We start from the raw sequence: 20,573 nt of genomic DNA, 5'->3' as shown, positions 1-20,573 counted from the left end.
CCATGAACTTTCCTTACTCTAACGTTAAGTAAAATACACAGATCGTAATTTCGCTAGCTAATTTCATAATATTGATAGAAAAATTCAAGAATTGATGTGGTTGTCTGGGGGAGGTGTGAAGGCGTTATATTTAACATAAATTATCCGGATAATATCATGCAGGCTAAGGCGTTCTTTAATGACTAGTTATCTGTCGAAACGTTTTAGGGTGATCACTTTATCGTGTTTGTATAGCGCCTAATCGCGAGGCTATATGAAAATCATCCCAAATAGTGGCAAAAATGATATTTCGTTGGAAATGTCAATTTATGAGCTTAGCCATCGTGAGTCATGGCGGAATCAGTGAAAATCCCTCGCTTGGATAAGTAGCTGATCAAGTGCTGGAGTCATATCAATCAGGCGACCCGCAATAATATGCACCACATCGCCCTCTCGCTCCAAAATCCCCTTTATTTTTAAAATCTTCGCAGTCACAAACGGCGTATTTTGCGCCCTTGCCGTTGCTAACCAAACCACCACGCTGATATTCCCGGTTTGATCTTCCAACGTCATGAAAGTGACGCCGCTGGCGGTACCTGGGCGTTGTCTCCCTGTGACCACTCCTGCCACTGTCACCGCTGTGCCTGATTGAATCCTTGTTAACTCGTTGGCTAGGCGATGTTTCCCTAACTTTCCGTTCTCGTCGAGCAGCGCAATAGGGTGTTGGCCTAGTGTTAATCCTGTTGCGGCGTAGTCTTCAATCACATCTTCTATCGCGGTGGGCGAAATAATGGCTTGGGTGTCGTCGGTTGTTGGTGTTGTGTCTACCAGTAGTGGCAACGTGTGCGTATCATCCATCATTTGCCAGCGCGCTGAAAAACGGTTGTTGGCGAGTATTTGTGTGGCATTGGCGCTGGCGAGTGCTTGAAGGTCGCCACGACTGAGGCCGCTTTGACGCAGAGCATTCAAGTGCTGGAATCCGTGCTGGGGACGACGAGACACTAACAACTCGCCACCTTGAGCGGAAAAGCCTTTTACGAGACGAAAACCCAAGCGTAAAACGGGTAGGTCGTTTTCCAGTATTTGCTGGTGATCCCATTGGCTGTGATTGACACACACTGGTAAGACTTTCACACCATGACGTGCTGCATCCTGTAATAGCTGGGATGGGCTGTAAAACCCCATGGGTTGGCTATTGAGTAAGGCGCAGTAAAAAGCGACGGGGTAGTAATGTCTGAGCCATGCCGAGGTATATGCCAACACCGCAAATGAAGCGCTGTGAGATTCCGGAAACCCGTACTCGCCGAAGCCTTGTATCTGCTTGAAAATTTGCTCGGCAAATGCGAGGTCATAGCCGCGTGCTTGCATCCCATCGATCAGTTTCTCGCGAAACGGCGCTAATTTCCCATTGCGTTTCCATGCCGCCATGGCTCGGCGAAGTTGATCGGCTTCACCGCCGGTAAAACCAGCGGCGACCATCGCCAGTTGAATAACTTGTTCCTGAAAAATCGGCACGCCCATGGTTCGCGACAATACAGATTCCACCGCTTTTGATGGGTATGAAACGGCTTCTTGTCCCCACCGACGCTTGAGATAGGGATGCACCATATCCCCTTGTATGGGGCCTGGACGTACAATGGCGATCTGGATGACTAAATCATAGTAACAAGAGGGTCTTAGCCTTGGCAGCATGTTGATTTGTGCGCGAGATTCGACCTGAAATAGACCCACAGAATCGCCTTTTTGTAGCTGTTGGTAAACCACGGGGTCATCGCCCATTGCGGTTATGTCTGCGATAGATAGTGATCGTTGATGATGCTGACTGATCATTGCGAAGGCTTTTCGAATCGCACTGAGCATGCCAAGGGCGAGAATATCAACTTTCAATAAGCCTAGAGATTCCAGATCATCTTTGTCCCATTGGATCACACTGCGCTCAGCCATGGCAGCGTTTTCAACCGGAACCAGTTCATACAATGGCCCTGCCGAGATAATAAACCCGCCTACGTGCTGGCTTAAATGGCGCGGAAAGCCGCGGATTTCTTCCACCAACTCTAATAGCCAGCGTCCAAGGTGAGAGTGGGTGTCTAGTCCGAGATTTTTGAGCTGTTCGGCTTTGTCTAATTCCTTGTCTCTGTGGTTAAGGTTTTTAATGTAGTAATCCAGTTGCGTTTCATGGATGCCAAGTGCTTTGCCGACATCACGAAAGGCGCTTTTGAAGCGATAGGTGATCACGGTCGCCGCCAATGCTGCGCGTTGACGGCCATATTTTTGGTAAATATAGCGGAAGATTTCCTCACGACGTTCGTGCTCAAAATCCACATCAATGTCGGGGGGCTCGTCACGTTCTTTGGAGATAAAGCGTTCAAAGAGTACGTTGATTTTTTCTGGGTTTACCGCCGTAATTTCAAGGCAATAGCACACCACGGAGTTAGCGGCTGATCCCCGTCCTTGGTACAAAATCCCTTGGGATTTCGCAAATTGAACGATGTCGTAAATCGTTAGGAAAAAGTACTCGTACTTCTGCTCGGCAATCAGCACCAATTCTTTTTCGATAATAGCGCGAACCTCCGGTTTTATGCCGTCAGGAAAACGCAGAATGATGCCTTTTTCGACAAGGTGACGAAGGTAGTGGCTAATGGTAAATCCGTCGGGAACCAACTCGGCTGGGTATTCATAACGTAATTCACTTAGACAGAAATCGCATCGACTCGTAATGCGCGCGGTTTCTTGTATCCATGCGTCAGGATAGAGTTTGGCGATTTTATCGAGAGGCTTAAGCGCTTGCTCACCATTGCGTGGCAGTGATAATCCGCATTCATTTAGCGGCTTGCGAAGGCGAATAGCGGTGATCACGTCAAGTAAGGGCTGGCGTCGCGGGTGGTGCATTAATACATCGTTGGTACAGACAACAGGTAAATCTAAGGTATTGGCAAGGGTATCTATCAGAGTGAGATACCGAGCTTCATCGGGCAAAAGAAGGCGCTCAGCACCAATCCAAAGTCGACCATCGAAGGTTTGCTTAACCCAATACTGGAAATGTACAGAATCACTTTTTTGTTCATGCTCCAATGTCGGGAGCCAAATGCACAGGCAATGTTTGATGTGACTATAATCCTCGCTGAAGACTTGATAGTGACCTTTCTCGCTTCGCATTCGCGCTTGGGTGATTAATCGGGCTAGTTCACCATAAGCGATGCGGTTGGGGCAGAGCAGTACTAATTTTTCTCCTTTAAAGAGAATCTCAGAACCTATGATCAGTGTCAGATCTAGCTGTTGATCTCTAATTGCGGTGTAAGCACGCACTACGCCAGCAAGTGAGCATTCATCCGTAATGGCGAGTGCGTTATAGCCTAAGGTGGCCGCGCGTACGACCAGCTCTTCGGGGTGTGAAGCGCCAACCAGAAAGCTGTAGTTGCTTTTACAGTGAAACTCGCTAAACCAAGGCGAATGTTTATGCGACATGTTGTGTTCTCTCAACAAAACAAACCATGTTCAAACCATTCTCCCGTTGCAGTGCGAAACACCCAACACAGCTGCCCTTGTTTATTGCGTGCAACAAAGTAATCGCGCTGCATGGGGGCTTTGTCCCACCATCCCCCGCTGATACGCTCAGGCCCTGCAAGCGTGTCTGGGCGCGAAAGCAATGGACGTGGGGTGACATGCAGTAATGAGGGGCGAGGAGGAAGGTGGGAAGGCAATGTTTGCGCACACGGTTGTAAGGGGTTTTGGCGACGAAATGCGCGCTCAGGTCGATGATCATTTTCTAGCGTTAAACTGTATACCGCCTGTTTTCCGGCTTTGGCCTGCATCAGGCTGATCAGCTCCCCTGGTGTAAGCTGTCCGCGTTTTCCTGCAAAGAGATCCTGTGTGGGGGATTGTTTGGCGAGCAAGGTGTTAGCGTCGATGCGAATATGCGTGACGGGCGCATCGAGCTTTAGCTTTTCCAAGTACAGTTGCAGCAGAGGCATCCAACGGCTTGCTGCTGATTCAGGTGTGGCTGCCGAGAGGCTGATTACCTTATCGTCGTCATGTTCACGCTGCCTGAAAGTAAGCGTGATATTGGGTACAACGGCCTCCCTTGCGAAAAGGAATTTCTCCATTTCCCTTAACATGCGTTGAAGTGGAAAGCTGAGGGTTTGGCTGTTGGCAATCTCATGCAGAAGCTCGAGCGATTGATGAAAATATTCCGGAGGCGAAAAGAACGCCTGCTGTGCAATGTGGCTCTGTGTCAGGGCGCGAAGTTGCGCAGAAAAGGTTTTCCCAAAGCGTTGGCCGAGAGAAGCAATAGGCAAATCAAACAACTGCTTGGCGTGGCGGATCCCCATTCGTTCTAGTTGAACTGCTTGCTTGTGGGTGAATCCTAATTGATGCACGCTCAGGGTTGTTAATGCACTTTCTGTGATTTCTTTGGTGAGAAAGCCTTTGTCAGCGCTTGCTTGTGCCAGATATCTCGCCGCTTCAGGGTAAGGGCTTAACGCAAAATGGAAGGTGATTTGCTCGTTCTTTAAGACGGGCAATAATGCCTGCCAGTAATGATCGAGTGAACCATAAAGCTTGAGCATCGGACTCACTTTCATCAATAACCCATTGGGCTTATAAAGCACAATGTCTGCGTTGACGTGATAAATCAAAGCTGCCAGTTGCAATAGGCGTTCAGCTTCTTGTTTTTCATCGTAATCTATCACATGAAGCCCATGGCAAAGTGCACTCGCGGTACCCAAATCGTTGCTAGGAACAATGCCATGTTCTCGGGCTGCAAGATTTGCCTGGCACACTTCACCGTTAGTGTGAGAAAGCACAATCAGGGGTGACTTAGAGCCGTTATCACGTTCTATGGTATTGAGCAGCAATGCTGGAAAATACAAATAGAGCCACAGCATCAGCGAAACAGTGGAACGACATTGATGCAGGCAGTGTCAGAGTCATGTCGACAGTGATGGTGAGAATAGGTGCTGTAAACGGCTGGAAGTGACAATGAGAAGGGCGGAACAGTCTGCCCCCGGCGTTTAACCACGTTGATCGTGAGTCCATCTGCGGATGGAGTGACGGACAATCGACAGCTGACAGGCAAGCCTTGGGTACTTTTTTGGTGCGTGAACATAAACAGCAAACAATCATTCTCAGCGGCTGCCAATTGCAAGCGCCTTGCTTGCGTAACCGACAATGATTTTCCCCACAAGACAGCTGTGCGACAACAACCACTTTTTAGTGCTTGTTCGACACACCACAATGTTGATGGTAAAGACGCATCCAAGATAATCACTTTGTCCAAATCGAGGTCAGCTTGGCAAAGTGCAAGGGGGTTGAGTTCTCCCGGAGGCGAAGCAAACAAGATGAGTTCACTGTCTTTCATTGCACGTGCGATGGCAGGTAAAGCCAATCGCAGTTCACCAATGCCAAAGCAAGGGAGCTGCAGTTCAACCACGCCAGATTCAGGCCAACCACCATCGAGCTTTTCATCAATAATGGCATGGCCACTGGGTCGGCAATGTGTGTTGGGTTGGTAGAGGCGATTCGCCGTCCAGATCCCAGAATGCAGAGCAAGAATGTTATCAAGCATAATCAATAATACTGTATATATGTACAGTATTATTCTAGGGGGATCTTAATGAGAGAGCAAGTGTGATTTACTGCATTTCTGTCTGTGTCAATCGAGATAGTCGCAGGCTGAAAGCGTCGCAAGCGGGTTAAGAAATGCATATACTCACAGGGATTAAGACAATAATAAACGTAGAGAAAAGCATGAAAAAATGGCTACCATTTTTTGTTCCATTTGTGCTCTCAGCTTGTGTGACTACGGCAGAGCCAGAAAGTGAAAATATTAATGTTTTGTGGGGCGACGCACTTGAAATGACCGATTGTGAAGATAAGGGTGTGGTCGTTGGCTCTCAGGGGCATTGGTATGATTTTTGGTTGATTGGTGACGGTGTGTTAACGGAAGGAGCGGTGAACCAGTTACGTAATAAGGCCTTAGAACGGGGAGCAGATACGATTTTGCTTTATTCCCCGAAGCCGTTTTCTACGTCAGTAACCTTTTTGGCAAAGGCATATATTTGTCATCCATAAAGCCACATCACGAAAATGAGTAGTGAACAAAATGCAGCCAGTGTTTCTAGGTGGGGCAACCATCGTTTTATTTCTTGAGATATCGAGTGGTCTTCCACCTTGCCGTCTATCCCCTGACGGGTCCAGCGCTGAATATTGGGGTGGAAAAACAGGTAGACTTTGACCAAGGAACCAATCAGTTGTTCGTACCACAATAGGGGGACGAATATAGGATGGAACTGTCCTGACTGTATCGAGATAAGAAGCACATTTGCACTTCGTGTGGCGACGACCCAGAACAGGTAAGCAATAACCACTTTGGCGCCCATATAGGTTGCTACGACCAATGCTAATGCTGGCCCTATCAAGGTTGTCCACATGCTAATACGTTGGTCAAGCAAGCAAAACCACAGGAACCAGCCTGCTTTTTTGGGGCCAAGCTGGATTGCGCGAATGTTACTTCTCAGCATGTTGCCGTACCAACGTGTCATCAATGACATACTTGTTTTGACGAAGCTACCTGATGGGGCATCTTCTAAACAGGTGACAGCAACATCTGGGAGATAGAGCATTTTCCAACGTTCTTTTAAGACAAAGAACCAAGTGCTCTTATCATCGCCAGTCAACATGCGTATACGTCCATAACGCCAGTGTTTAACATGGTCATATCGAAGGCTATCAATAAAATCGGGGGATAAAGCCAGAGAAGCGCGGTATGCAGAAAAGCGACCTGTCAGCACCAGTACCCGATAAGTCAGACTTAGGGAGCTCATATAAAAGTGTCGTTGCGCCATGCGCTGACGATACCATTGGCGAGTCAAAGAGTTCCCTTTCACAATGGGTTTATTGTGTGTCGTTAACGCGCCTAGGTCGTGATAACGCATCAAAAAACCAGACACTTTAGTCAAAATACCTTCAGGTAATACCGTATCGCCATCCATTAAAATTAAGACGCTGTCTTTTGATACTGGACGTTCCTCCGCGAGCAAAGTGAGTGCATCAGCCATGGTATTGCGTTTACCTGTGCCATCTTGATCGATAATGTAGAGACTGACCGGAACACGTTGCTTGAGTTTATCAAACTGAGATTCGATGATGCTAATGTCAGCTTCATCGGTCACACATGCAACAGCGCGACATGCAACGCCAAAGTTTCCAATTTCGTCAATCAGCGCTTTAAATACAGGTGCACTGATCTCTGGCGTGGTGCGATAACAAGGGATTACCACGAGAATTTCGCTCGGTTTTTGTGTCATTTCCGCCAAGCTGGATAACGCAGGGTAGCGCACATACTGATAATAAAGCCCGCGAATAAGATGGATACTTTTCCAGCCATAGCGCCAGACACCAATAATGCCAAGTGTGTAAAGCACTTCGGGTTGCACTTTATCGGCCGGTAAGATGGTATAGAGCGCCCATAATCCCAAGAGGAAAGCGCCAAAGAACAACCACCATAAGATCGTGACATGACTGGGGTCATCACGGTGGAAGTTCTTAACAACCAACTTGTCGACATTCATAGATTAAACCAATGTTTGAATATGTCTTTCCAGCTTACGGTCGCGATGACTGTGGCAGGTTCATTGACAATAGAATCCCGGTCTGAATCTGAAGGCAGGACTTTTATTAAGGTGTACTGTTGTAGCCTTGGTAGAGTCTTAGGTAAGCCGCTCAATGACTCACCTTCTTCATTATAAATATCGCTGTTTGATGCGCTGTAGTATTGAATATGGTCGATAGTGCCCACTAACTTCTCATCTCGACTCGCGAGTCGATATTCTACGGGCATGCCAATATGCAGAAGTTCCGCACCTTCAAGAGGCATCAGTGCCAAAATAGATCGCGCGGTACGGTTTTGTTGAGCGACAGGAGACAGTTCAAATATCGAGGTGCCTGTTTGAACGACCTGGCCGTCAGAGGCGTTGATGGTCACGATATAGCAATTACAAGGAGCGTAAGCAAGACCACGGGTTTTGAGCCTTTCGATCTCTTCGAGTACTCTGTCTTTTTTAATCACCAACATGTCGAGCTTACTTTGCACTTCAAAGGGAGAGTTCAAGCTGCCTTGTGCTTCTCGTGGGGGAACCCCAATCAATATCTGATCAAGCTGGGATTCGATTTCTTCAATTTGAGTATCCATCGAAAGCAGAGCCCGCTCAATTTCGAATACCTCGATACGCTCAAGCTCACGAGAAATAGTATCGACAGTGCCTCTTTTCACACCATTTGCATAAAGCGATAAAATACGCTCGCGCGTCAAGAGTTCTTGTTCGAGTAATTTTCGTTTGTCCGTCAGGATCTGAAGTTCGTTGAAGAGGCGGGAATTGTAACGAGCGACAGACTCCTTGCTTTGACGCAGCAGTGTTTGCAGATAATTGATTTCACTGTTGATGCCACTGAGCACCTGCGTGTCTTTGGCGAGAAGGTCTGTGCCCTCTTCTGTAAATACGGTAAACAGAAGTTCCCCTTTCTCAACCAGCTGGCCGGGTTTGTAGTCACCGAGCCTAAGTACGCCATTGTTGTAGCTGCGTTGAGTGAGCACCGGCTGACTAACCGCCGCATGCGCGGAAGCGATGGACAAGATACGAGACTGGATCATTAGTGCTGCAGTAATAACCAAGGCGACAGACACCAAGGCGACAATGGCAAAACGCCACCAGTTTTGCTGCATGCGCTTTACTTCTTCTTCATGAAGCTGCGCTTTCACACCGTAAGAAGTCACGCTCTCCAAAGAGATGGTTTCGCCCGTCAGGTAGGTATCAACGATGCTTTGTAGCGTTTTTTGGTGACCCGAGTTGAGAGAGTAGAATTGACAGCCGAGTGCATAGCCGTTTTCGCTAGCTCGCATCACCTCGAATTGAACGGGCGTAGAAAAACGCCCAACCGGAAGCTCAAAACAGAGATGTCCGTGGTGCTTATCTCCTTTCTTACCGGCATATTTTTCATCGCCAATCGAAAAACCACCAACACTCCATTCTTTCGTCGGATAGAGAATGCCATCAATTTCGATTTGTGCGGAAAATTCGATTCGTGGAAACTTTCGAGCACCGGATCGGGACTGAAAAGTATGAATCGAACCTGTGCTAATCGCTGCTACTCCCATAATGCCTCCAGACATAATGACTTCTGATTAGGAAATGCAATTGTCACGCCAAGAGTGCACCCATTTATGTTATGAGATTTAATTCTCACTTTTGATATTAATAATGAGTATATAAGTAAATGGGCATTTCCACCTGAATTGTCGCGGAAAACGTAGCATGTAGGCTGGTCGTGATCGTTTCTCGTGAACATTTGGCGATAAAACACGCGCTAGCAATCACCCAAAGGAGATGGGGGAGGGTCCACGTGTAAAGCGTCGCAAGCTGCAAATTGCTAGGTATTGAGGTGAGGTTTTCGCAAAATGACTTTAAAAAAGAAACAGAAACAAAAAAGGAGCATCATGCTCCTTCAATGTTTTTTATTGAGTTTTTATCTCTGAGCATACAATCAGAGTTTTGATGCGCGTTCGATGTGGAACAGATGAATTTCATGCAGTATGCGCTCAGAGATGATTTCAGAAATGATGCCATCAAAACGTGTTTGTAGTGCTTGCACTGAAGGTATCATTTGCAGCACGCCTTCTTCATTTTCTGGGGTGATTTCTACATCTAATTCCAAATCACAATCTAATGTCGCGATAAAGGGCTTCATCCTTTCAAGAATACAGTTCACCATATACTCATTTGAGCTCAGATGAAAAAGTTCATCGCGGATCAGGTCTGTCAATGCGCATGGCTCCGGCGCAAGTGGCACATTTTCGGTTGGAAAATGGATAACAGTCGGCATAGCGTACTCTCTAAAAATCTTGAATTTATTGAAATTATGTTTTTATTATTTGTAGTAAAATTAATTAAAAAATGCCTATTTGCCTAGGCTTAGCTGAAGATAGTGGAGCTTAGTTAGCAATCTTTAAAAAAAGGACTCAAAAAGCAACCTTTTCAAGGTTGCATAATTTCAGATGTTCTACTAGGGCTTTGATTCGCGCATCTTTTGGCACAATAAATCAGATTTTCTTTGTGATTTTTCAAGTAAATACTCCGGTAACTCATTGTTTTCGAAATCATATTGTTCGATATCTTTACAGAGACTACCAAAGTCAACTGCACCAACCATTAACGCTGCGCCCTTCATTTTGTGAGCGATTTTTTTCACTTCAATGTATTGACCGCCATTCCATGACTTTTCTAACGCAGCCATGTCTTTCTCTTGGGATTCCAAATAGCGGTCGATTAACATGCCGATCAGCGCTGGATCATCACCTGTTGTATCTTTTAGCGTGGTTAAATCAAATAGCGGAGGGGCGTCTTCTTTTTGCGCCGTCACTGTCGAGACGTGCACCTCTTTCACGTTAATTAATGATTGGCTTGTGGATAGCTTTGAGGAGGTCGCCATCTTGTCTGATAGGGTCATGCCTCCTCCATCAATAGCGACATTGGCTTGCCCGTCACTGACTTCGCTACCAGGCTCTTCAATCGCAGGCATTAGGCTGTTAATCATTGAAATTAAGGTTTGCTGTTTGAACGGCTTCGATATGTATTCGGTCATGCCTTCTTCTAAGCATCGCTCTTTGTCTCCGACCAGTGCATTTGCAGTCATTGCAATGATAGGCACGGGGGGCAGGTGATGCTCCGCTTCTAACTGACGTATTTTCCGCGTTGCTTCATAACCATCCATGACAGGCATCTGACAATCCATAAAGACCATGTCATAGCGGCTAGCCATGAAACGATCGAAGGCAATCGCTCCGTTATCAGCAATGGTTGTGTTGCACCCAAGATTTTTAAGTACCGTCTTAATCAATTCCTGATTAACAGGGTGGTCTTCCGCTATCAAAATTGAGAGACCTGTTCTCAGTAGGGCATCATCTGGACGGCTCAAAGCTCGTTCTCGATGCGTTATATGACGATAGATGTCGTCGCGCTGATACCCTTGTTCGTCAAGAGACAGGATGCTCTCTAATGCATGGGTGATGTTGAAAATATTGAATGGGGCCGTGATAGCCGCTGAAATGGACAACTTCTCTTGGGTTATTAATCCCTTGATGTCGGCCAAATAAAGGATGTGTTTGGTTTGACTTGTTGATGTCAGTGATTCTCTAAGCGCATCAATTGAAATGGTGTGGTCAATAATTGTCACACTAAAGCCCGTTGATTGTTCTAGGGCGCGTATTGCTGTGTTTTCATCACGAGCAATGACGGTGTGTGTCTCATGAAAGTGGAGATATTTTTGGATGTTAGTGATTTGACTGACACAGCGAGACACCAAAAGTACGTTGCTTTGCTTTATTCGCTCAGAAGGAATCAGAGTGACTTGTTTAGTGTCAGGAATGCTGACTGTCAGGTGTGTGGTGAAGGCAGAACCTCGACCGATCTCGCTTTTAGCGCTGATTTTTCCACCAAGTAGATCGACAAACTTGCTGCAAATAGGTAGCCCAAGCCCTGTTCCCTGGTAGCGTCGTTTACTGGAGTTGTCAATTTGGGAAAAGTTATCGAACACCTTGCTGAGGTTGTCCTGTTTAATACCAATACCGGTGTCTGTCACTGTGATTTCAATATCGCAATGATTGGCAGAGCGGTGCAGTTGAACGATGGAAACATCGACGAAGCCAGTATCGGTGAATTTAGCAGCATTACCAGCAATGTTGACCAATATCTGTCGGAGTTTGCCAAAATCTGATGTGATTTCGGCGGGTAATTCAGGGTCGGTAAACGACGTAAAGCTGACTCTATCTTTCACTCTAGGTGCAACGATGTTGGTCACGTTTTCCATCAATTCATTGACTGAAAAAGACTCCTCTCTGAGCGTCATTTTTCCTGCTTCGATTTTAGACAGGTCGAGGACATCATTGATGATATCGAGCAGCGCATTCGCAGAGATAGAAATGGTGTCGTTGTAATGACGTTGTTCGTAAGATAATTGCGTATGTTCGAGTACCTCTGACATACCAATGATGCCATTGATAGGCGTGCGTATTTCATGGCTCATCATGGCAAGGAAGTTTGATTTTGCCTCATTGGCTTGTTCCGCTTCTTCCTTTGTTTTTATCAGTGCGTCATTCACTTCTTGGTTAAGCTGCGTTTGCTTGTCTGAATAAAACATACTGCAAATGCTTTTAACCACTGGGGCTATCCAGTTGATTTGCTCGTCTGAATACGGCTGTTCTCGCCCCGCGAGAACGATGACGCCAATTGCTTCCCCTTTTGTGATCAAAGGAAGTAGCGCGTAGTGGGTGAAAAAGTTCTGGATATCGCTTTCATCATGCTCTTGCAGTGAAGAGTATTCAGTGCGCCTAAGGTTGATGGCGGACTCTGCAATGGGAATGAGATGCGTTGGGAGCGTATCAAATGCTTCGGCGAGACCAACAGTTTGGTGTTTGAATAACAGGGTTTGACGGCCATTTTTGACTTCTAACATGGCCGTCATTTGACTTTCGGTGAACGTCGCGAGAACGACTAACGCTTTTTTGAAAGAGCGTTCCGAATTCCCCGTTGTCATGTACATATCTTGTACGGTGTTGAAGACGGAGTATAAGGCATTGCTTCGGCTCAGTTTTGCTTCAACATTAGATTGCTGCGTGATATCTCGAATGTTTACCACAACGTAATAGTTGTCGCCTATATGCTGCTTGTTGGCTTTAATATTCAAGTAGATCGCATCTGAGTCTTGACCTTGTTGTTGAATTTTACTGAATTCTCCTTGTTCTAATGCGCGTTCTTTTGCATCTTTTAGTACTTCGATCAGCACGGTGTTATCGTTGGTTTTTAGATCATGTAAAAGCACATTACGTGGCATGTTCTCTGGTAGACCGATGAGTGTTTTCGCGCATTCATTAACGGAAACGGTATGACCGAACTCATCTAGCACAATGACGCCATCAGCGTAATTGCGAAGAATGGATTCCAAGTAACTTTGGCTGAAACCAATTTTCAGGACGGATTTGGCGTGTCGCCATAAAAATATGGCAAACGCGAGAGAGACGACCAGAAACGCGAAGGCTAAATATGTGCGCGTATAGGCAACCACACTAAGGGCTTTATCGGCGCTAAATTCAATCACCAGCCCCACAGGGTAGGTGGTGTGCCATTGCCAAATACCAATAGACTGATCGGGCAAATGACCATTGAACCCAGAAGTATTCAACATGAACGTGTTTGAAACCGTTTCTAATAAGTCTAATGGGGTAGGAACGTCACTGGGTTGAGGCGAAGATTCGAGAGTTGAGGGCAGTGAAAAAGTATCGTTAGGTGAAGAGACGACCTTCCCCAGTTTGTTGACGGCGAATGCCAAACGTGTCGGTGCGGTTTCTTGAGTGACAAACAACTTGTCAAAGTCATGTGCGTCTCGTATCACCAACAGTATCGGTGAGGTGCTTTGACTTTCATCTTTCGACAACACGGCTCCCATTGTGATGGAGGCTGTTTTAGTGCCATTCGGTGATTCTGGGGCTGATATAAATGTTTTTTGGGATTGAATAGAATGTGCATGACGCTTGTAGGCTTGCGTCATCAGAGCGAGGTTTTCAGATTTCAGGCTTAAAACTAACTCTCCCTTTGGCGAAAACACAGCAACATTATCAAATTGAAAACTGTCTGCATAAAGCTCAAAGGCGGTGTATAAAGAATCCGTGCTATGCAGTTCTCTGCCGTCATAGACGCCACTTTCCGACAATATTCTCTTCACTTGTTTATCATGGGCGATGATTTGTAATTCTCTCTCTCTATGCGCCTGCCAATCTCTGACTGCTCCATTCAAACTGGCTATTTCAGCCTGTAAGAAGTAATTCATTTTCAACTCAGTATCTTGATAGATAGCACGGAAAAACCATAGAAAGGTTAGCAATAAGAGAATGATCACCGCACTGCCACTTAAAAAAAGCTGGGCTAAAGTGTGGCGAGATTCAGGGCTGGAAAGAAGCAGATGTGTACGCATTGGGTTCTCGTTATCATTCACCAGAGAAAATGGACCTGTATTTCGTGTCTTCTTGAATCACATGCTTTACCCACCAAAAGCGCAGAAATTTGAAAAAATCAGTTTTATAAAAGCTTGGATCTGCTTGGCATTTCAGCACCACGAAGTCGGCTTGTTTCACCAGCCTTAAGTGGATGTCTCGGTGGATTTTTAAACGCGCATAGCCATGTTCTTCAAGCAAGGCTTCTTCGCGAAAAATATGCTGTTTCACATAGTGCTGAAAACGATTGGATACGCCTTCAAAAGCTTGGTCTTCTCTATGTTCAAGAATGAGGTCGTAGGTATCATTGATGATATTGAGTAGTTCTTTGTTGCTTGTATCCAACTCTTCGTTGTCGACGGTGAACCGATCTTGCCATTTGATGAATTTATTGCGGTCATCGGGCTTTGTCACTTCCGTGTTTTGTGCATACTGCAGTGAGTTTTGAACAGATGATGGGGGAGGCGTTTTGGCTTTCTCTCCATGCAAAAGCATGTCGAATTCTCTTAGGTCCTCGTCATTAAATGCCACCGTTCCATTGACTTGGAACGCTGTCGATTTCGCGGGGTCTTGTTGATACATCGAGAAATAGTGCTCAATGGTTTTTTTAGGTTTGGCTTGTTGAGAAAGCTGGGTAATACGATCTTGCAATGACTTTCGATTGACCGGTTTGACCAGGAAAGCATCAACATCAAATGCAATACACTGGGCGATGACTTGCTCGGACGCATTGGCGGTAAGGATGATGATCGGGATGTCATTCGATAGCCCATATCTTCCGCTGCGAATCAGGCGTAACATTTCGAGCCCATCAATAGGCTCCATTTGTAAATCAGTAATGATTAACGAAGGACGATGATGATAAAGCTTAGAGATCGCATCTGCGCCATCAACCGCGGTAATCGACTCTTTAAAGCCGAGCGATTTGGCCATGATAGCAATCGTTTCACGAATCATTTCATGATCATCAACGACCAAGCATTTCTCTAACATCCAGACTCTCCAATGACTTACAAACCCCTATTTAAGAGATAGTCTATATTGCTGATTTTTCAACAAAAGAGACGCCTGTATCACGAATGAAGTTTAGGTGTCAGAGATAGATCCCGTTCTTGTGAAATTATCGAATAAACCAAAAGAAAATCATCGAGATCAGAACGGTAGATAAAGTGCCTAATCGCAGCAGGCTAAGTGCACATACAAAGATGCCTGCAATCAAGAAAGGGTTTTGAACAGAAATATCCAATTCACCCTGAGGGAAAACCAAAAATGGAACAGCGAGAGCGGTTAGTACTGCAGGCGCACTGAACTTCAATATACGCTGCATCACAGGCGTGACTCGAAATGGAATACTCTTAGCAAGGAAGAAATAACGCACAGAAAAAGTGATGCATGCCATGCCGAGAATCATGAGCCATGTGTTCATTATTTATCCTCCTTGTTGGCGTTTTTTATGGGAGTCAGACTTTCGCAGAAAAACCCCGCAATCATGCCAATAAGAGCCGCGGCGATCAGTGCGTTACTCATACCCGCCAGCGTCAATAACACCATGGCAGCAGCAGAGACAATCACGCTGACGAGAATAGGTAGTTCTTTGATGGTAGGGATAACCAACGCAATGAAGGTGGCGGCGATGGCGAACTCAAGGCCAAGCTCTTCGATGTTGTCAAACTGCGTACCGCCAAGTACACCAACCAAAGTGGCAAGGTTCCAGCACAGATAAAAGAAGGTGCCCGTGATCAATGCATAATGACGATCAAAGTGGCCGGTACGCTCAGTGTGAGCTGCGCTAACAGCATACATTTCATCGGTGAGAACAAAGCCCAATGCCAACCGCCATCGCAATGGCAGGATACGGATATGCTGACGCAAGTTAACCGAGTACAGCAGGTGCCGTGCACTAATCACAAAAGTCGTGCCAAATAGAGTGCTGGCGGGTGCCCCCGCAGCCATCATGGCGACGCCCGAAAGCTGTGCTGCACCAGCGAAAACGAACAACGACATGGCTTGTGCCTGAAAGGGGGTAAATCCAGCCTGAATACCCAGTGAACCACAAAGCACGCCCCATGGAAGTACGGCAAGACTAAGAGGAAGCATATCAGCACAAGGGTTGAGCCAAGAGCGGGTGTTAGGGCGAGACACGGGAGATTCCTTTTGCATATTTTAATCTTTTGTTATGACGACATGACAGCCGTTGTATCAATGCGAGGTTTTGAAAGCTTGCATGAAATTGCGCGCTGATATTGTTTGGGTGTGACACCGATGGCGCGTCTGAAATGGCGATGCAAGTGACTTTGGTCGTGAAACCCACTGGCGATAGCGCAATCAACGAGAGAGAGGCCATTTTTCAACATCGATTGCGCGAGACGAATACGCTGTTGTATTTGATACGCATGAGGCGGAAGCCCAAAGCGAGCCTTGAACTGGCGAACAAGATGATACGGGCTGATACCGGATAGAACACTTAAGGTGTCAAGATTTACAGTGTCAGTGACATGCTGATGGAGATACTCTCTAACAACATCCAACTGTGGTCCAATTTTCGCGATATCAACGGGTTGCTGAGGATGCTTATTGAAACGACAGGTTAACGTTAGCAGTAAGTGGTGTGTGAAGGTTTCCGTGAGTAAGGTGTCTTCATTGTTTCGCAGCAAGGCAAAAAGTGTCAGGAGTTGGTTAGCCAGTTTCGGGTCTTGTTCTACCGCAAAAGGAAAATAGGGGACATCTGATGCCAGCCCAAGATCTTTTGTCACTGCTTGAAACTGCGCGTTAGTGGGATACATAGCTTCATAGGCCCAGCCGCCTTCACTGGCAGAATGGCCATCATGAATTTGGTCCGCATTGACCATGATAATGCTACTGGTCGGCGCAACGTGATAGCTGCCATTTCGCCAAAAACGCTGCGCGCCATGGCGGATCACACCGACTGTATAACCTTCATGTGTATGGCGTGAAAACGCCTGCTTTTCATACGTTGCTTGCAGGAGTTCTAGCCCACCAAGCAAAGGAGAAGCATCAAATTTTGCATGTTCCATTGCAGACCTTCATTGCCTTAGCGGCTTAGTATAGGGCAAAACAGGGATGAAAATTTGTACGAAATTGCGGGAATTGGTCACATGAAAGAGGGAAAACGAAGAAAGGACGCCCGAAAGCGTCCTTTTAAATTCTCTGCGGGTAGAAAAATTATGCTTTTTCTACGTTTGCAGCTTGTGGGCCTTTTTGGCCTTGCTCGATTTCAAATGTTACTTGCTGGCCTTCAGCCAGTGTTTTGAAACCGTCGCCAGTGATAGCACGGAAGTGAACGAATACGTCTGGGCCATTTTCCTGTTGAATGAAACCAAAACCTTTCTCTTCGTTAAACCACTTCACTGTACCGGTAGATTTAGACATGTTGTCTCCTGAATATATTTCTATCTGTTACTTTGCAAAAAGCATGTGGACCTACTAATGAATCTTTTATGGTGACAAATTTAACGAATATCTTCAGGACAACTTACTTATGCGAAGGTAGTGTGTAACGAAGTGAGTATTCAATTGCAGCATAAAACGCTCTATTAACCAGGCCGAACAATATTACTGCGGAGAAACCGACGGTAAACCATTTGTCGGTTGGCTCTGCATTACCTTGTGCGTTTTGTCACCTAAATCGCTGTATAGAGAACGACCAAACGACATTGTGCACTTAGTAAAAATAGTCGGAAATTAGAGAAAAGAAAGTGAGTTATATCTCGAAATATGAAAAAAAATCTTTATTTAAGCTATTAATCAAGTGGTTATGGCAAAATCTGGTTTTGTATTTATATCGTAAATTCAACACATTTAGTCACTGATTATCAGGTATGTTAAGTTTTGATTGGTGTTGAGCTGTACCAATTTTTTGAAAGGACTTGATATGATTCGAGTCTCTGCAAGCAAAACTACAGCCTGTTTGGGTTCATATTTGTCGCTTTGTGCGCGTGGAGTAACACAGTGAAAATTGGGATAGATTTAGGTGGTACCAAGATTGAGGTGATGGCTATCACTGAGAGTGGTGAAGAAGTTTTTCGCAAACGTGTTCCAACGCCTCAGCATGACTATCAGGCAACGTTACGAGCAATTAAAGGTTTAGTCGATGACGCAGAAAAAGCCGTCGGTAAAACCTGTAGCGTTGGCTTGGGAATACCGGGTACCTTATCCCCGGTATCTGGCTTGGTGAAGAATGCCAACTCCGTGTGGCTAAATGGTCAGCCTCTCGACAAAGATCTTGGGCAATTACTCAACCGGGAAGTTCGTATTGCCAACGATGCTAACTGTTTAGCGGTGTCAGAAGCGGTCGATGGGTCTGGCGCAGGAAAACACATGGTTTTCGGTGTGATCATTGGTACGGGTTGTGGTGGGGGTATCGCGATCGATGGTCATGTTCACGCAGGTGGAAATGGTGTGGCTGGTGAATGGGGACACAATCCCTTGCCTTGGCAGAGTGAAACCGACACTAAGCACGCCGAAGACATTCCGTGCTATTGCGGCAAACCAGGTTGCTTAGAAGTGTTTATTTCAGGGACTGGCTTTTGGAAAGACTTTGAACTGACAACAAACCAAACACTTCGTGGCCCTGAAATTATTCAAATGGCTGAAAAAGGCGATGCGGACGCCGAAGCCTGTATTCAACGCTATGAAGATCGATTGGCCGCGCGTTGGCATCTGTTGTCAATGTGATTGACCCAGACGTAATTGTTTTGGGTGGCGGTATGTCTAACGTCGAGCGCCTTTACACCAATGTCCCTAAGCGAATGGCGAAATGGGTGCTGGGTGGCGAATGCGCGACACCCGTGGTGAAAGCCAAATATGGCGACTCAAGTGGTGTGCGTGGCGCAGCGTGGCTTTGGTAAGCCCTCTCATTGTGAACCAACGAGTCACGAACTGAGTCACTAGAAGGTAAGGTAATCCATCACCTTACCTTTTTCTTCTTTTCTTTTAGATTCACGTTTATTCACCGCACATTCTCTAGCCAAGAAATTCTTTCCGTTAATAATCCTAGTCCAGTCCCAATTTCCATCCTTTGATGCATTTTTAGTCAGCGCCTTTCGTTATGATGGGCCAAGATTTCAAATAGTTAAGGGAACAAGAATGGATTTTATTGCGCTGTTACCAGCACTGCTAAATACGTGGGTCATTTTGGCCATTTTGGTGGTCATCTTCTTGCGTTCAGCAGTGAAGTTTGTGCCGCAAAACACGGCTTATGTTATTGAACGATTTGGTAAATATCACAAAACAATGGAAGCGGGCTTGAACATCCTTGTTCCGTTTATCGACCGCTTGGCCTACGTTCGCACATTAAAAGAGCAAGCGTTTGATGTGCCAAGCCAATCGGCAATTACTCGAGACAATATTTCATTGATTGTCGATGGTGTGCTTTATATCAAAGTTGTTGATCCCGTTAAGGCGTGTTACGGCGTAGATGACTATATTTTCTCTGTCACTCAACTGGCGCAAACCTCTATGCGTTCAGAAATTGGCCGTATGGAATTGGATAAAACGTTTGAAGAACGTGAAAGCTTAAATACTGCCATTGTCTCTGCCATCAATGAAGCGGCACTGCCTTGGGGTGTGCAAGTGCTGCGTTATGAAATTAAAGACATTGATCCACCGCGTTCTGTCTTGGATGCGATGGAGCGCCAGATGAAAGCTGAGCGTGAAAAACGTGCTGTGATCCTTGAATCCGAAGGTGCGCGTCAGTCTGAAATTAACGTGGCAGAAGGTAACAAACAGGCTCGCGTATTAGCGGCAGAAGCAGAAAGATCTGAACAAATTCTGCAAGCTGAAGGTGAAGCTCAAGCGATTCTGGCTGTTGCACAAGCGCAAGCTGAGGCACTTGAAGTCATTGGTCGTACGGCGTCAACGGAAGAAGGTCAGAAAGCGATTCAATTGGATCTTGCTGTTAAAGCAATTGAAGCTAAAAAAGCCATCGCTAAGGAATCTTCCGTGGTGTTGCTTCCAGACAGTCAATCGAGCGCTGCAGGCGTTGTGGCAGAGGCAATGAGTATTATTAACACCTTGAATGCAGGCAAAAAATAATGGATTTGATGGCGTATATTCAAGACAATTTGGCTGAAGTCACTGTGATCACTGGCTTGGTGTTTTTGATCGTGGAAGTCTGGTTACTTGGGTTGTCGACCATTGTTTTGCTGGCGTTAGGGTTATCAACAATTACCACTGGTGCATTGGTGTGGTTTGGCGTTGTGCCGGCCACGTTGACAGCGGTAATTGCAGGGTCAGGCATTGGTGCTGGTGTGCTAACCGTCTTGCTGTGGTGGCCGATGAAGAACATGCAAAAAACGGTACGCCGCGAATACAATATTCACAGCGATCTGATGGGTTTGAACTTTGTTTTAGAAGCGCAGTTAGATGCAGCGAATCCGGCAACAGTCAGGTATTCCGGCGTGAATTGGAAACTTGTACTTGGCCCGAAACATCGTGATGCCATTCTGCCTTCGGGTGCTTCTGTGAAGGTGGTGGCAGTTGATGTCGGTAAGTTTACCGTCGAGCCTGTGGAAACTGCCGCCGAATAGCCATTACC

At 46.1% G+C, this 20,573-nt stretch carries 15 protein-coding genes and 1 pseudogene; 4 read left to right on the top strand and 12 right to left on the bottom strand.

Translation table 11 applies throughout. The features are described from left to right. Positions 1 to 339: 339 nt before the first annotated feature. From AC3CIC_RS20665 to imuA, 3 genes are read right to left on the bottom strand one after another with little or no spacing between them, the layout of a single operon-like run. Positions 340 to 3,444 (bottom strand): error-prone DNA polymerase, encoded by a 3,105-nt coding sequence (locus AC3CIC_RS20665; protein WP_488516054.1) that lies wholly within the window; start codon positions 3,442 to 3,444, stop codon positions 340 to 342. A gap of 11 nt (positions 3,445 to 3,455) precedes the next feature. Then, the gene (locus AC3CIC_RS20660; RefSeq protein WP_488516053.1) at positions 3,456 to 4,862 is read right to left on the bottom strand and encodes a Y-family DNA polymerase; all 1,407 of its coding nucleotides are present in this window, start codon (positions 4,860 to 4,862) and stop codon (positions 3,456 to 3,458) included. Then, a complete protein-coding gene (gene imuA / locus AC3CIC_RS20655) occupies positions 4,862 to 5,542 on the bottom strand; it encodes a translesion DNA synthesis-associated protein ImuA (RefSeq protein WP_488516052.1) in 681 nt (226 codons plus the stop codon). The genes AC3CIC_RS20660 and imuA overlap by 1 nt, the downstream gene beginning before the upstream one ends. Positions 5,543 to 5,724: 182 nt before the next feature. On the opposite strand from imuA, the gene AC3CIC_RS20650 reads away from it, so the two are divergent. Then, positions 5,725 to 6,048 carry a DUF4156 domain-containing protein gene (locus tag AC3CIC_RS20650; protein WP_371733605.1) on the top strand — a complete coding sequence of 108 codons (324 nt, stop codon included), beginning with the start codon at positions 5,725 to 5,727 and terminating at the stop codon, positions 6,046 to 6,048. Here the strand turns inward: AC3CIC_RS20650 and AC3CIC_RS20645 are convergent. The 9 genes from AC3CIC_RS20645 to cspE form a co-directional block, all read right to left on the bottom strand. Beyond that, positions 6,039 to 7,547, bottom strand: a complete 1,509-nt coding sequence (locus AC3CIC_RS20645; protein WP_488516051.1) for a glycosyltransferase — start codon at positions 7,545 to 7,547, stop codon at positions 6,039 to 6,041. The genes AC3CIC_RS20650 and AC3CIC_RS20645 overlap by 10 nt on opposite strands. Continuing rightward, positions 7,544 to 9,130 (bottom strand): HlyD family secretion protein, encoded by a 1,587-nt coding sequence (locus AC3CIC_RS20640; RefSeq protein WP_488516050.1) that lies wholly within the window; start codon positions 9,128 to 9,130, stop codon positions 7,544 to 7,546. Before AC3CIC_RS20640 ends, AC3CIC_RS20645 begins: the two co-directional genes overlap by 4 nt. Before the next feature lie 386 nt (positions 9,131 to 9,516). After that, positions 9,517 to 9,855: a hypothetical protein gene (locus tag AC3CIC_RS20635; RefSeq protein WP_016959802.1), complete on the bottom strand. Its 339-nt coding sequence runs from the start codon at positions 9,853 to 9,855 to the stop codon at positions 9,517 to 9,519. Between the two features lie 180 nt (positions 9,856 to 10,035). Then, positions 10,036 to 13,998 (bottom strand): response regulator, encoded by a 3,963-nt coding sequence (locus AC3CIC_RS20630; protein WP_488516049.1) that lies wholly within the window; start codon positions 13,996 to 13,998, stop codon positions 10,036 to 10,038. Positions 13,999 to 14,011: 13 nt separating this feature from the next. Continuing rightward, positions 14,012 to 15,010, bottom strand: a complete 999-nt coding sequence (locus tag AC3CIC_RS20625; RefSeq protein ID WP_488516048.1) for a response regulator — start codon at positions 15,008 to 15,010, stop codon at positions 14,012 to 14,014. 127 nt (positions 15,011 to 15,137) lie between these two features. Next, complete coding sequence (locus tag AC3CIC_RS20620) at positions 15,138 to 15,443, bottom strand: AzlD domain-containing protein (RefSeq protein ID WP_016959799.1); 306 nt, start codon at positions 15,441 to 15,443, stop codon at positions 15,138 to 15,140. After that, positions 15,443 to 16,177: an AzlC family ABC transporter permease gene (locus tag AC3CIC_RS20615; protein ID WP_488516047.1), complete on the bottom strand. Its 735-nt coding sequence runs from the start codon at positions 16,175 to 16,177 to the stop codon at positions 15,443 to 15,445. The genes AC3CIC_RS20620 and AC3CIC_RS20615 overlap by 1 nt, the downstream gene beginning before the upstream one ends. 14 nt (positions 16,178 to 16,191) lie before the next feature. Continuing rightward, positions 16,192 to 17,052, bottom strand: a complete 861-nt coding sequence (locus AC3CIC_RS20610; RefSeq protein WP_016959797.1) for an AraC family transcriptional regulator — start codon at positions 17,050 to 17,052, stop codon at positions 16,192 to 16,194. A 148-nt stretch (positions 17,053 to 17,200) separates the two neighbouring features. Further along, on the bottom strand, positions 17,201 to 17,407 hold the full coding sequence (gene cspE, locus AC3CIC_RS20605; protein ID WP_016959796.1) for a transcription antiterminator/RNA stability regulator CspE: 207 nt from the start codon (positions 17,405 to 17,407) through the stop codon (positions 17,201 to 17,203). A gap of 621 nt (positions 17,408 to 18,028) precedes the next feature. Here cspE and mak point away from each other — a divergent pair. The 3 genes and pseudogenes from mak (at position 18,029) to AC3CIC_RS20590 (ending at position 20,565) form a co-directional block, all read left to right on the top strand. Then, positions 18,029 to 18,885, top strand: a pseudogene (mak, locus tag AC3CIC_RS20600) (fructokinase). Between the two features lie 238 nt (positions 18,886 to 19,123). Next, on the top strand, positions 19,124 to 20,071 hold the full coding sequence (locus tag AC3CIC_RS20595; RefSeq protein WP_016959794.1) for an SPFH domain-containing protein: 948 nt from the start codon (positions 19,124 to 19,126) through the stop codon (positions 20,069 to 20,071). After that, complete coding sequence (locus AC3CIC_RS20590; RefSeq protein WP_016959793.1) at positions 20,071 to 20,565, top strand: NfeD family protein; 495 nt, start codon at positions 20,071 to 20,073, stop codon at positions 20,563 to 20,565. The genes AC3CIC_RS20595 and AC3CIC_RS20590 overlap by 1 nt, the downstream gene beginning before the upstream one ends. The last annotated feature ends 8 nt before the right edge of the window (positions 20,566 to 20,573 follow it).

The organism is Enterovibrio sp. QJM3NY_24 (assembly GCF_057786035.1).
This window is presented reverse-complemented; position numbering and strand designations above follow the sequence as displayed.